The organism is Lyngbya sp. CCAP 1446/10, assembly GCF_026130175.1.
Lineage (GTDB): Bacteria > Cyanobacteriota > Cyanobacteriia > Cyanobacteriales > Microcoleaceae > Microcoleus.
Genome location: NZ_JAIGNI010000097.1, coordinates 1 through 12044, shown reverse-complemented (window position 1 = coordinate 12044; position 12044 = coordinate 1). Strand labels below are relative to the sequence as shown.

At 46.3% G+C, this 12044-nt stretch carries 15 protein-coding genes and 1 tRNA gene; 8 read left to right on the top strand and 8 right to left on the bottom strand.

Annotated elements, in window-relative coordinates:
• Positions 1-88: 88 nt before the first annotated feature.
• Complete coding sequence (locus K4039_RS25670; RefSeq protein WP_265239341.1) at positions 89-262, bottom strand: hypothetical protein; 174 nt, start codon at positions 260-262, stop codon at positions 89-91.
• Between the two features lie 21 nt (positions 263-283).
• Complete coding sequence (locus K4039_RS25665; protein WP_265239340.1) at positions 284-466, bottom strand: helix-turn-helix domain-containing protein; 183 nt, start codon at positions 464-466, stop codon at positions 284-286.
• A 106-nt stretch (positions 467-572) separates the two neighbouring features.
• Between K4039_RS25665 and K4039_RS25660 the strand changes: the two genes are divergently transcribed.
• Complete coding sequence (locus K4039_RS25660) at positions 573-806, top strand: hypothetical protein (RefSeq protein WP_265239339.1); 234 nt, start codon at positions 573-575, stop codon at positions 804-806.
• On the top strand, positions 803-1282 hold the full coding sequence (locus K4039_RS25655) for a hypothetical protein (protein ID WP_265239338.1): 480 nt from the start codon (positions 803-805) through the stop codon (positions 1280-1282). Before K4039_RS25660 ends, K4039_RS25655 begins: the two co-directional genes overlap by 4 nt.
• Positions 1283-1410: 128 nt before the next feature.
• Here the strand turns inward: K4039_RS25655 and K4039_RS25650 are convergent.
• A tRNA-Leu gene (locus K4039_RS25650) sits at positions 1411-1494 on the bottom strand.
• A gap of 226 nt (positions 1495-1720) precedes the next feature.
• Here K4039_RS25650 and accC point away from each other — a divergent pair.
• Complete coding sequence (gene accC, locus K4039_RS25645) at positions 1721-3073, top strand: acetyl-CoA carboxylase biotin carboxylase subunit (protein WP_265239336.1); 1353 nt, start codon at positions 1721-1723, stop codon at positions 3071-3073.
• A 55-nt stretch (positions 3074-3128) separates the two neighbouring features.
• Here the strand turns inward: accC and K4039_RS25640 are convergent, their stop codons facing one another.
• Positions 3129-3323, bottom strand: a complete 195-nt coding sequence (locus tag K4039_RS25640; RefSeq protein ID WP_265239335.1) for a hypothetical protein — start codon at positions 3321-3323, stop codon at positions 3129-3131.
• A 12-nt stretch (positions 3324-3335) separates the two neighbouring features.
• A complete protein-coding gene (locus tag K4039_RS25635; RefSeq protein ID WP_265239334.1) occupies positions 3336-3620 on the bottom strand; it encodes a YggT family protein in 285 nt (94 codons plus the stop codon).
• Between the two features lie 297 nt (positions 3621-3917).
• Here K4039_RS25635 and psbX point away from each other — a divergent pair, with 297 nt between their 5' ends.
• From psbX to K4039_RS25610, 5 genes are all read left to right on the top strand, one after another.
• Positions 3918-4037, top strand: a complete 120-nt coding sequence (gene psbX, locus K4039_RS25630) for a photosystem II reaction center X protein (RefSeq protein WP_193975715.1) — start codon at positions 3918-3920, stop codon at positions 4035-4037.
• A gap of 285 nt (positions 4038-4322) precedes the next feature.
• A complete protein-coding gene (locus tag K4039_RS25625) occupies positions 4323-5135 on the top strand; it encodes a Ycf66 family protein (RefSeq protein ID WP_265239333.1) in 813 nt (270 codons plus the stop codon).
• 600 nt (positions 5136-5735) lie between these two features.
• Positions 5736-6869 carry a redoxin domain-containing protein gene (locus K4039_RS25620; protein WP_265239332.1) on the top strand — a complete coding sequence of 378 codons (1134 nt, stop codon included), beginning with the start codon at positions 5736-5738 and terminating at the stop codon, positions 6867-6869.
• A 204-nt stretch (positions 6870-7073) separates the two neighbouring features.
• Positions 7074-8522 (top strand): trypsin-like peptidase domain-containing protein, encoded by a 1449-nt coding sequence (locus tag K4039_RS25615; RefSeq protein ID WP_265239331.1) that lies wholly within the window; start codon positions 7074-7076, stop codon positions 8520-8522.
• Between the two features lie 276 nt (positions 8523-8798).
• Positions 8799-9431 (top strand): pre-peptidase C-terminal domain-containing protein, encoded by a 633-nt coding sequence (locus tag K4039_RS25610; protein WP_265239330.1) that lies wholly within the window; start codon positions 8799-8801, stop codon positions 9429-9431.
• Between the two features lie 415 nt (positions 9432-9846).
• Here K4039_RS25610 and K4039_RS25605 read toward each other — a convergent pair whose 3' ends face one another.
• From K4039_RS25605 to K4039_RS25595, 3 genes are all read right to left on the bottom strand, one after another.
• Complete coding sequence (locus K4039_RS25605; RefSeq protein ID WP_265239329.1) at positions 9847-10038, bottom strand: chlorophyll a-b binding domain-containing protein; 192 nt, start codon at positions 10036-10038, stop codon at positions 9847-9849.
• A gap of 93 nt (positions 10039-10131) precedes the next feature.
• Positions 10132-11148 carry a succinate dehydrogenase/fumarate reductase iron-sulfur subunit gene (locus K4039_RS25600; protein ID WP_265239328.1) on the bottom strand — a complete coding sequence of 339 codons (1017 nt, stop codon included), beginning with the start codon at positions 11146-11148 and terminating at the stop codon, positions 10132-10134.
• Positions 11149-11332: 184 nt separating this feature from the next.
• A complete protein-coding gene (locus K4039_RS25595; RefSeq protein WP_265239327.1) occupies positions 11333-11746 on the bottom strand; it encodes a hypothetical protein in 414 nt (137 codons plus the stop codon).
• Positions 11747-12044 lie beyond the last annotated feature (298 nt).

Below are 12044 nucleotides of genomic sequence, written 5' to 3'. Positions count from 1 at the left end.
TAGTGCTGCTGATAACTCTGGCTTTTCGCTCATCTGACTACATTACCATATTTTTCGGCTCTCAATCAACTATTTTTTACCTGAATCCTTACGGAATATCAAGCTCGTGTTCCTTGATAAATATGTGTTCTTTTACTTGGCGGATAATTATTTCAGAAATCTCTAGATAATTAGCTATTGTATACACATCATCCGTCATGGCGATAATTTCTGCATATTGACGGATTTCTTTCTGATGACGCTCCCCAAAATATTGTGGCACTATCCAACACCATTCTCATTATTATTCTTTAACAACATCCATTAACTCTTCAATCAGAACATCGAGGGTGCGAGCTATCTTTTGAATGGATGTGATATCAACCGTTGCTAGTCCTTCCGAACGAGCATAGTGCCTGACTGTGCTGTACGGAACCTCGGATCGATCGGCCACATCCTTTAGCGTCCATCCTTTTTCATCAGCCAACTCTCAAATTCGGAACCTAACTAATCCCATTCGGCCTATTGACAAACGATCGATACCTGATGATACTATGATACAAACACAACTGACATATCGCTATCCGTGAACGGTGAGTATTCAGCCAAACGTTCCCATAGAAACTCAATTAGCAGGACTCGGACAGCTCAAGGATCTTAGAAGCAACCCAAACCTCAAAGGTATTGACATCAACTTTTTGCTGAAGCAAACACCGAATCAATTAGAGGAAATGCTAAACAATCAAGATATCGAACCCAAAACCTACAGGCAGATTATGAAAGCCTTTGAAGGTCGAGATTTAGGTAAAAGAGGTAAAAACAGATGAAAACTGAGCCCAACATCCAAATCGCGATCGAATACAAGCTCAATCACAGTATTCATTGGCAATCCGTCGAGTTAACACCCTCAGAGTATTTTGACCTCGAACCAGATGAGAATATTGAATTAGATTGCATTCCCAAATACAATCATGCCATTGAATACCTCGATTTTCAACCCGATCGAGTAGTCGCGACCAAACTTATATTAATTGACCAAATAGTACAATCCAAACGTTTGATTGTTGAGAGATTCTGGAATGGTGGAGAAAACCGATTAATTGAGCGCACCGATATAGGAGCAAATACTTACTGGGAACTGATCCTGGAACATCAAATAAGTAAAGACCCACTTTTGTGGGAAATTGTGAGGTTAGGGCGAGAAAATGGAATTGTAACACCTTGGTATCACGGTTTCTTGCAAGATAATGATGATGGATCTCAGACAGAAACTAAAGTTGACACAGAAGGCAATTTAGCCTGACACAAAAAATTCAATTGAAATGCACAACAGCTTAATACCTGTAACGATATTTTTTTCTTGGGACTCACGCCGCCCAATAAAACAACTGTCAACAGCAAAAACCGTCAACAGTTGTTTTATATATTCAATGCGGATGGCGAGACTCGAACTCGCAAGGACATAATGCCACACGCACCTCAAGCGTGCGCGTATACCAATTCCGCCACATCCGCTTTTTCCGGCACTCAGGGATTTTCGCGTTACGAGTTAAAAATTTACAGGTTGAGGTTCCTGACATTTAACTTGTGACTTGCCCTTTTGCACCGCCGATTTACAACGATAGCACAACTACCCGCAAAATGTAAAATAAATTTTTGTGAACAATTTCTGCAAAACGATTATCCAGAACATACCGAAAGGCATTATTGTACAGAATATTGAGTGAATTAAGCAGCGAAGATGGGGTTCTCGAAAATTTTAATCGCTAATCGGGGGGAAATCGCCCTCCGCATACTGCGCACCTGCGAGGAAATGGGGATTGCCACGGTCGCCGTTCACTCCACTGTAGATAAACACGCCCTGCACGTCCAGTTGGCAGACGAAGCCGTTTGCATCGGCCCCCCCACCAGTAGCAAAAGCTATTTAAACATCCCCAACATTATCTCGGCCGCCCTGACACGCAACGCCGCAGCAATTCACCCCGGTTACGGTTTCCTTGCCGAAAACGCCCGATTTGCCGAAATTTGTGCCGACCATCAAATTACCTTCATCGGCCCGTCTCCGGCTGCTATGCGAGGGATGGGGGACAAATCCACTGCCAAAGAAACTATGCAGCGGGTGAAAGTTCCCACAGTTCCCGGTAGTGGGGGATTGCTGGCAGACGAACATGAGGCTTTGTCGATCGCCCGCGACATCGGCTATCCTGTGATGGTCAAAGCCACCGCTGGCGGAGGAGGTCGTGGTATGAGGCTAGTCAGAGAAGCATCCGAACTCCCCAAACTCTTCCATGCAGCCCAAGGCGAAGCCGATGCAGCCTTCGGCAACCCCGGAGTTTACCTCGAAAAATTTATCGAAAAGCCGCGGCACATCGAAATCCAAATCCTCGCCGACAACTACGGTAACGTGATCCACCTCGGCGAGAGAGATTGTTCGATTCAGCGGCGGCATCAAAAACTCCTGGAAGAAGCGCCGAGTCCCGCGCTGACGCAGAAACTTCGAGATCAAATGGGTCACGCCGCCGTCGCCGCTGCCAAAGCCATCAACTACACTGGTGCGGGGACTGTGGAATTTTTGCTTGACAAATCGGGCAAGTTCTACTTCATGGAAATGAACACGCGCATCCAAGTTGAACATCCTGTGACGGAGATGATTACAGGCTTGGATTTGATTGCCGAACAAATTCGCATCGCCCAAGGTGAAAAACTGCAAATCAAGCAAAATCAAGTGATTCTCAGTGGCCACGCCATTGAGTGCCGGATCAATGCTGAAGATCCCGATCGCAATTTCCGACCCCATCCCGGCATCATCAGCGGTTATTTACCTCCCGGCGGCCCCGGTGTGCGGATGGACTCTCACGTTTACACCGATTACGAAATACCGGCTTACTATGATTCTTTAATCGGTAAAGTAATTGTATGGGGGCGCGATCGACCTTCAGCGATTCGCAGGATGAAACGGGCATTGCGGGAATGCGCCATCACCGGCGTTCCCACGACTCTCAGCTTCCACCAAAAAATCCTGGATAGCCCCGAATTTCTCAGTGGCGAAGTTTATACCAACTTTGTCGAACAGTTTATGAATCAAAATAGTTAGTAGTCATGAGTCAGTAGTCATGAGTCATGAGTCATTAGTCATTAGTTATTAGTCATTAGTTTCGTCCTGAACGCACTGGTGTCCAGAAACCCGGTTCGAGCCAAAAGACAGGTTTAAGCCCGCAGATTTGGTCAAAAACCCGGTTTCTAGCAGTAGCCAGTGCGATCGCCAACTGGAAATAAGCCTCTACCAATGACCAATGACCAATGACCAATGACCAATGCCCAATGCCCCATGCCCAAGGCCCCATGCCCACTGACTCTTACATCATCATCGTCAGGATGCCTTGCTGGCCGAGAATCATTTCCCGGAGCAAGCTACAGATACCGACCCAAATAATCGGCGTAATGTCCACTCCGCCGATCGGCGGTACAATCTTTCTAGTTAGGGCTAAAAAAGGTTCCGTCGGCCAAGCAATCAGACTTAAGGGAAGTCGGCTCAGGTTCACTTCGGGATACCAAGTCAGGACGATCCGAAAAATAAATAGCAAAGTCATCAACACTAGGACAGAGCCCAGAATCCAACTTGCAACGGTAATACCAGTCATGGGTCTTATCTCGAAATCTTAAGTTTTGTTAAGTCAGCGCCTCATAATTCTAACCGTTTTGTAGGTGCGATCGAACAAGACAAGCATAATTTTCCCGGCCTTAGACCTTGGAATGGAGAGGGTTCAAGGGTTAGAGGCTGCCAGGGTTCGAGTTTTGGAGGGGGAAAATATTGCTTCTGCCTCTATCCGTTACATCACCAACATCCATTGCAACATCCGTTGCTGAACTTCGCTCTGAGAACTGAGTGCTGATAAAATTAATAAAAATCAAATTGTTGTAACAAAGGTTTTGAATCTATGACTCCTTCACTCGCGAATTTTCTGTACAGCCTGTTGGTGGGCGTGGCGTTAGTAGTGATTCCAGCAACCATCGCCCTGATCTTTATCAGCCAAAAAGACAAAATCAAGCGCACCTAAAAAGTCTGCGGGTTTCTGTGTCCGGCGCGCGAGTCAATTTTGGGCTGCACGTCGGGCATTTCCCGGCTTGCGAAACCTCGGCCACCAGCAACTGTGAAGGCAAAACCTTCGGTTGACTGCTTTCGCTGAGGTTTTTTCCCGTTAAACTCATTATTATAAGGTGCGCTTCCCTCTTCTGAAAGGCTGACCGGACGCTGCCCTGTGAAAGCACAGTCGGGATAACAGACTTATTGATAGATGTAAAATCTAACTCGCTAACATAGGAAAGACATAGGAGATAGGCTAATGGTCAATTTAGGATTGAACTTGAGCAGCCTGTTAGGGATCATCCTAGCAGTAGCAGGGGCAGGACTGTACTTTCTGCGATCGTGGCGTCCCAAACTAGCCCGAGACCACGATATTTTTTTTGCAGCAGTCGGCTTGCTCTGTGGCGGTATTCTGTTATTTCAAGGATGGCGGCTTGACCCAATTCTGGCATTCGGTCAATTTTTACTCGCAGGTTCCGCCATATTTTTTGCAGCCGAAAGCATCAAACTGCGGGGAGCTACCACAGCCCAAGCTAAAAGTCGCTCCCAATATGTAGATGAAGAGCGACCTGTCAGTAACGCCTACGCTTACGATGGCTACGATAGCGACCTCGACCAGATAGAAGCAGAGGAAGACTACCCTCAGCGTCCTCGGATTCGAGGTAGTCAAGACAATCGTTCCTCGCGGGAATCCTACGACGATGAGCCCCGCCGCCGTCCTTCGTCGAATCGCAACGGTAGCGCGAACACATCTAGGGAGTCGATCGATCGATCGTCCTCACGCAAACGTCCCTCTCGCCCAGAAGCCCCGCCAGCCCAAGGGTCTGACAACTGGGACGTTTCAGACAACCCCGAAGAAAGACCTACCCGCAGCCGCAGCAACCGCCCCCCTGCTTCGGAAAACCGCAGTTCTGACGCGCCGCCGAGAACCAAAAAACCCCGTCCTGCGGAAGGGTCGAGGTCTCGCCCCAGCAACCGCGACGTGGAAGCACCGCCGTCAGACTACGTGGAATATCGACCAGTAGAATACCCGGAAGACCAACCGGATAATTCCCCCAGTTTCGACAAATAGGCAAACATATAGCCTTTCTCAGAAAGATGAGGTACGCGAACGGCATAGGGCATAGGGCATAGGGCATAGGGCATAGGGCATAGGGCATAGGGCATACCTCACTTTTTGAGAACCGCTATAAGTAGGTGGGTAAAACTCAACATTTCTCGCGCCAGCAAGGCAAAAATCCAAGTTGCGTTTATTGATGCCCATCTACTTATTCTCAGACCATATAATGTTTAAATAACTATAAAATCCGATTTTAGAGGCAGCTCAATCAAGTAATACTAAAAAAGCAAAATTCATGCAACATTAGCCGTAGCCTTAGGGTGTGTCGCTATCCACCATCTTTAAGAAAGATCGACAATCTCATAGCGACGCACCTGGGAGCTTCGATAAACCTATAAGCAAGCCCCAATAAATTATTGTAGCAAGCTTTTTTATAATGGTATAAAATACAAATAAAAGCTAATAAAAAAATACTCTTTAAATCTATTTAATAGTATTCCTGTAAAATAACCTTTGTCAGGTTCGATCGCAAAAAATACAACCTCTGGAACTAACCCAAAGTACAATAGTCTAAAATATAAAATCTCAAGTCTAAAATCTAAAATCAGCAATATGCCATTACTAGAAATAGGAGATCCGGCGCCTTGGTTTTCCATTGCTGCCAGCAATAACCCCTTATTTCATTTTTCGATGGCTGGCGGCCGCCGAGTCGTACTGTTTTTCTTTGCCAGCGCAGCTTTTGAGCAAATCCAAGCTATGCTCAAAAGCTTTCAAGAGCTTTCAGTAGAATTCAAGACCTTGCAAGTACCGCTGTTCGGAGTGAGCGTTGACCCAGCAGACAAAGAACAAAACAGAGCGACAATAATTGCTCCGTCATTCATCTTTTTCTGGGACTTCGACAAAAAAATCAGCCAGCAGTACGGTGTTTGCCGAGATGTCGAACAAAATGGAGTTGCCGGAGTTCACTATGCACCCCAAACTTTTGTTCTTAACGAAAACCTTCAGATAATTAACATTTTGCCGATGGGTGAAAGCGACAAACACGCCCAACAAGTATTGGATTTTCTCAAAACTTTGCCCCCGTGCGAGGCAGCCCGACTGGCTACTCGGCACGCCCCCGTCTTGGTAATTCCTAACGTTTTGGACAAAGCTTCTTGCGGCGCTTTGATCGATATGTACAAAACTCACGGTGGCAGTCCCTCGGGCTTTATGAGGCAAATAGACGGGAAAACTGTTGGTATTCACGACGATAATTTCAAGAAACGTCGAGATTTTTTTATTAAAGACCAGGATTTGCAGCGACAATTGAGTGCGATTATTCTACGCAGGGTGGTACCGGAAGTAAAAAAAGCTTTCCAGTTTGAAATTACTCGGTTTGAACGGTATTTGATAGCTTGTTATGATGCCCAAAGCGGCGGTTATTTTCAGGCGCACCGCGACAATACGAGCAAAGGTACGCTGCACCGCAGGTTTGCGATGACTTTGAACTTGAATGTGGGGGAGTACACGGGGGGATTTTTGCGGTTCCCGGAGTACGCGCCGCACGGTTATAAAGGGGATTCTGGCACGGCGATTATTTTTTCGTGTTCTTTGCTGCATGAAGCGACGGCGATGATTAGCGGTGAGCGTTTTGCTTTGCTGTCTTTTTTCTATGGCGATGAGGATGCTGTGGTGCGGGACGCTAATGTTAAGTATATTGTAGATCGCTCGCCAGAAGATTCGAGAATTGTCGAAACTGCTGGCTGATCTTAGTTTGCCAACAAAACTCTGGCCCGATAAGTCGATCGATTTTCCGAAAACTCAGCCGCAGGCAAAATCTTAAAGCAATCTCAAGCTTAAATTTATCAATACCCTTCTCCAAGTCTTAAAATAATTACAGGCCACAGTTAGCAGTTAACCCGAAAACTTAACTGCTACCTGCTGATAGTTAAAAAATACTAATTCACGATCATGAATTTCAAACTTCTAAGTTTAGCGGTATCAGGAATTTTAATAGTTGGGGTTCCAGTCAGGGCTGCTGCGGTTGTGAAGGTGCTCCCCGGACAGCAGGAGGAAAATTTAGCGGAATTTAACTCCGTGCGTTTCCCAGGCGCGATCGCCCAAAATGTCGAAGAACAAACAAATATTCGGGTTTACGAAAAAGCCAGTCCTGCGGTTGTTACCGTCGATACAGCTAAATCTAACGGTAGTGGCACAATTATCAGCCCCGACGGCATGGTGTTAACCAACGCCCACGTTGTTTCCGCCGGCGGTACGGTGAATATAATTCTGTCAGACGGCAGAAAACTGGTCGCCGATGTCGTTGGATTCGGCGAAGATGGTCTAGACTTAGCGGTGGTAAAGATTCGCGGTCAAAACAATTTGCCGACAATTCCTTTAGCCCGTCCCGGTTCGATAAAAGTCGGACAACAAGCATTTGCGATCGGCAATCCATTCGGTCGATTTCAAGGTACTTTGACAGTCGGAATTGTCAGCCGCATTGACCCGCAGCGGGGCTTAATTCAAACCGACGCCGCCATCAATCCCGGCAATTCAGGAGGCCCGCTGCTTAATAGTTCTGGAGAATTAATCGGCGTCAATACTTCTATTTTTACTCGCGGCCAAGGTGGAGGCAATATCGGTATCGGTTTTGCAATTGTCATAGACAAAGTACCAGCTTTTTTGACAGCGGTGCGAGAAGGGCGAGCTCCCCGCGTGGCTCAGAGGCGATCGGCCTTTGGCAGCAAATCACCTCAAAAAGTTGCGTTAAACGGGCCCGCCGTCACGGGCAAACTTACCGACAAGTCTAGTATTCTGCCCGCAGACAACAGCTTTTTTGACCTCTACTCCTTTGAGGGCAAAGCGGGCCAGCAAATCACAATAGAAATGAAGAGTCAAGAAATTGACCCTTATTTAATTTTGCTCGGACCAGGCGAGCGGGAAATCGCGCAAGATGATAACGGAGCGGGCAATAAAAACGCCAGAATTACACTCAGGCTACCAGCAGATGGCACTTACACGTTGCTGGCAAATTCCAACGAAGCTAGGCAGTTGGGGGCTTATACGTTAGAACTGAAAGCGAGTGCTCCTACGGCACCTTCTCGGGCGATTTTGCAAGAAGAAGGCGCTTTAGTCGCAGGTGGCGCGGTATTGCCTTCTGATAACAGTCTGTATCGCGAGTATACTTTTGAAGGTCGATCGGGTCAGTCTGTAGTGATTTCCCTCGAAAGTACAGATTTCGATCCCTATGTGGCTATCTTTGGCCCTAACGGCCGATTGGTGGCAGAAAATGACGATGCGAGCGATTCGACTAAAAATGCGTTTCTGAGCGTTACTTTGCCAGCTACGGGTCGCTACCGCGTGATTGTCAATGCTTATGATGCTTCAGGTCGGGGTCGTTACAGTCTAACTATCCGTTAAAAATTGGGCATTGGGCATTGGGCATTGGGCATTGGGCATTGGGCATTGGCCAAACAGGTCATTGGGCGAAGCGAAGCGGAGGGATTGGTCATTAGTCATTGGTCGAATTATTTTTCTTCCTTCTTCCTTCTTCCTTCTTCCTTCTTCCTTCTTCCTTCTTCCCTCTTCCCTCTTCCTGATGACTAATGACTAATGACTAATGACTAATGACTACTGACTACTGACTACTGACTAATGACTTCTTCCTTCCTTCTTCGTTGCACATCGAGGTAATTCATGGGTCAAATTAGATTTTGGGCGATCGCGCCAATGGCTCTACTAGCTATTTTTTCTGGGAAAGCGACTCTCTCGGTACCAGTGTCAAATTCAGGTGGAGTTACTAACAGCAGTTCCACGATCGTTTCAGCAGAATTTCCTCAAAATTCACATGATGCGAGTCATACTGACAAGGCTGTTTTAGCTCAAGCAAGCCCCAACCCGTCGCCATCTCCGTCGCCAGCTCCAAAGCCCTCGCCAACTCAGACTCCAAATGTACAGCCTTCGCCGAGTCCTGCTGGGGGATCGTCTAAGGTCATTTTAGAGCAAAAGGGAGAACTCACTACTACCAAGTCTTCTGTACTGCCATCGGACAGCAGTTTGTACGACGAGTACACCTTTGAAGGCACTCAGGGTCAGAAAGTGGTTGTCACCGTAGAAAGTACCGAGTTTGATACTTATCTGGCTATTCTCAACTCCCAGGGCGAGCTACTTGGAGAAAATGATGATGTCACGCAGCAAAATTCCAATTCTGAGCTGACTGTTACCTTGTCTGCTAGCGGTCGCTACCGCGTAGTTGTCAATGCTTACGATCCACCTCCAAAAGGTAAAGGCAAGTACAATTTGACCATCCGCGAAGTAACTGGAAATTAATTGGCTCTAAATCCAGGATCTATTTCTATGACTTAACTCGATTTTCACGTTTTGCAAGCAGGAATTCAGGTTAAGAATGGATGATTATCTATTTTTGTACCACAAAAAATTGGTTTAAAGCCTCTCTATTTTAGGGGGAAATTAAAATCAGATGATTCATTACTCCAATCCTCTTCCTTCCAGGTAGAAGTAGCTGTCAACTGTCAACTGTCAACTGTCAACTGAATGAACTGTGTTTTAGGGAGAAGCCCTATATAATGTCGGGCAAATTACCCGAATAAAGCTGTTTGATTGTTCGGACTTCAGGCCTCGGATGATGAGGACTTGAAGTCCAAACGATCGAACCAATTTTACTGTGTCATTGGAACGGACATGATATTACGCATTAGTGGCTATCCACCGAGTTATGCTGAATTTAACGCAGTCCCAGCCAGGTGAAAAAATCCTGGCGTGTGAAAAATTCTAACAGCAAAATTCCCACGAATCCCACCATTGCAAATCGTCCGTTGATTGTTTCGGCGTAGGTATTCCAGCCAAAAGCTGGTTCTACTGGTTTTAGGGTATTGGGAGTTGTCGGTTTTGGGGATGGAGGTGTTTTAGCAGTCATTTAAATGTTTTGAGTTGCGAGTTTTGAGTAGTGACTTTTGGGAAGATTGCCGATCGCACAACTTGTAATTTACCGGAAAACGACAGCCGATCGCTAATCTGCCGAATTTTCTAAACTTTGCACCGATTCGATCAGATTTCGCACGGTTTCGGTACCTTCGGAAGGCTCAAAGGACAGCGGGAATTTGCCGCGGGCGATCATTCTCAAACCCAACGGGCCCAGACTCAGCAAACCTTGAACGTCGCGAAAGTAGTTTCCGACTACTTCGATGCCAAATTTGCGCTCGTCTATCCAGCCACCTTCTTTGACGAGATTAATTAAGACTTTGCGGTGGCGGATCGATCGACTGGCTTGGTCGTCTTTGCGATCGAGAATCTCCTGTTTAATCTTACCAATTTGATCCATCGGCGCAACTTCCATCGGGCAAACCGAGTTGCAGTAATAACAGCGAGTGCAGCCCCAGACGCCTGCGGTACCTTCGTTGTATTTTTCGAGCCGATTTTCGGTTTCGCTGTCGCGGGAATCGGCGATCGTGCGGTAAGCTTTGGCGAGGGCGTGGGGGCCGACAAATTCGGGATTGACTTCACGGGCGTTGCACTCAGAATAGCACGCGCCACAGAGAATGCAGTTGCCAGTTTGGTCGAGTTTCGATCGCTCTTCGGGAGTTTGCAGAAATTCGCGTTCTGGAATTGCTCGCGAGGCTGTGCTGATATATGGTTCAACTGCTTCCAGGTTGTCCCAAAAACTGGTCATATCAACGACCAAATCTTTAATTACCGGCATATTTCCCATTGGGGCGACGGTAATTTCTGGGATGAAATCGGCAGGCTGTTCTGCTGAACTAAAATTCGCTATTTTTGCCAATCTTGCGAGTTCGCTACCGACATTTTCTTTGCAAGCTAAGGCGGAGCGTCCGTTAATTCGCATAGAACAACTACCGCAAATGGTATTGCGACAATTTTTGCGATAGGCTAAAGTGCCGTCTTGTTCCCATTTGATGCTGTTGAGACAGTCGAGGATAGTATTGCTTTCTTCCACGTTTAGCGTGTAAGTGTGAACGCGGGGAGCCTCGTTTTGATTTTGGCGAACTACGTTAAAGCGGACTTGCATATTTTCAGCGAAGAATTTAATTTCTATTTTAAGCGCGATTTTTCGATTTTTTCAAAAGCTATTAATTCTTTTAACATCTACCTCAAGTAGTAGATTTAACTGTTTTTTTATGGTTTGGTAACAGGGAATACTTCGCAAGTCATAAATCATCAATCGCAACTTTTTTCAGCGGATTTTTGATGGGTTAATGGAAGAGAGAAGTAATTGACTGGTACAGTTCTGGAGTCGGAGGTGCTGTGATGTCTAGCTTGTTTGTTTTAACTTTTATGTTTTCAATGCCGGCTTTTTGTCTGGGTCTGGTGAATCCGCAATGGGTGGGAATGGGCGATCGCAAGCTATCTGTAAGTTTATACGGCGTTTTGATGGCAGTTTCGTTCGTTTTGGTGGGAGTGACAGCAGCTAAGCCGCCGCAGCCAGTAGCTTCGGTGTTGCCAGTCTCAACTGAATGGCAAGAATCTATGGTCAGCGAACCTTTGCGCTGAACGTAGCTGCGCGCGCACTTCACGTTTCTGGTAGCGTTACAAAGAATTTTACCAGGACTTACGTCCGAGGGGCGATAAATCGGGTTTTTTAAGGAAAATAACTTGGTTTTAGTCATTTACTGCCATTAAAAACCCTGATTTTTAGGGGTCAAAGTGCGATCGCGAACTTTAGGAAAAAATCGCGGCTTTAGTCAAGAGAAATACACTCAAAAACTGGGTTTCACCAGCGTCGGGTGTCGGGCGTCCTATATACTTTGTTTTGTAAATTATAGGGATTTGTGAGTTGGCCTGCCGTAAGGATTCAGGTAAAAAATAGTTGATTGAGAGCCGAAAAATATGGTAATGTAGTTAGATGAGCGAAAAGCCAGAGTTATCAGCAGCACTAAAATTAGGAATAGTTGAGCAGTTAAGCCG

Bases quoted from the DNA above. Each gene is read 5' to 3' on its own strand.
- K4039_RS25655 (WP_265239338.1), top strand. From the start codon at position 803: ATGAAAACTGAGCCCAACATCCAAATCGCGATCGAATACAAGCTCAAT.
- accC (WP_265239336.1), top strand. From the start codon at position 1,721: ATGGGGTTCTCGAAAATTTTAATCGCTAATCGGGGGGAAATCGCCCTC.
- K4039_RS25640 (WP_265239335.1), bottom strand. From the start codon at position 3,323: ATGGGGCCTTGGGCATGGGGCATTGGGCATTGGTCATTGGTCATTGGT.
- K4039_RS25635 (WP_265239334.1), bottom strand. From the start codon at position 3,620: ATGACTGGTATTACCGTTGCAAGTTGGATTCTGGGCTCTGTCCTAGTG.
- psbX (WP_193975715.1), top strand. From the start codon at position 3,918: ATGACTCCTTCACTCGCGAATTTTCTGTACAGCCTGTTGGTGGGCGTG.
- K4039_RS25625 (WP_265239333.1), top strand. From the start codon at position 4,323: ATGGTCAATTTAGGATTGAACTTGAGCAGCCTGTTAGGGATCATCCTA.
- K4039_RS25620 (WP_265239332.1), top strand. From the start codon at position 5,736: ATGCCATTACTAGAAATAGGAGATCCGGCGCCTTGGTTTTCCATTGCT.
- K4039_RS25615 (WP_265239331.1), top strand. From the start codon at position 7,074: ATGAATTTCAAACTTCTAAGTTTAGCGGTATCAGGAATTTTAATAGTT.
- K4039_RS25610 (WP_265239330.1), top strand. From the start codon at position 8,799: ATGGGTCAAATTAGATTTTGGGCGATCGCGCCAATGGCTCTACTAGCT.
- K4039_RS25605 (WP_265239329.1), bottom strand. From the start codon at position 10,038: ATGACTGCTAAAACACCTCCATCCCCAAAACCGACAACTCCCAATACC.
- K4039_RS25600 (WP_265239328.1), bottom strand. From the start codon at position 11,148: ATGCAAGTCCGCTTTAACGTAGTTCGCCAAAATCAAAACGAGGCTCCC.
- K4039_RS25595 (WP_265239327.1), bottom strand. From the start codon at position 11,746: ATGACTAAAACCAAGTTATTTTCCTTAAAAAACCCGATTTATCGCCCC.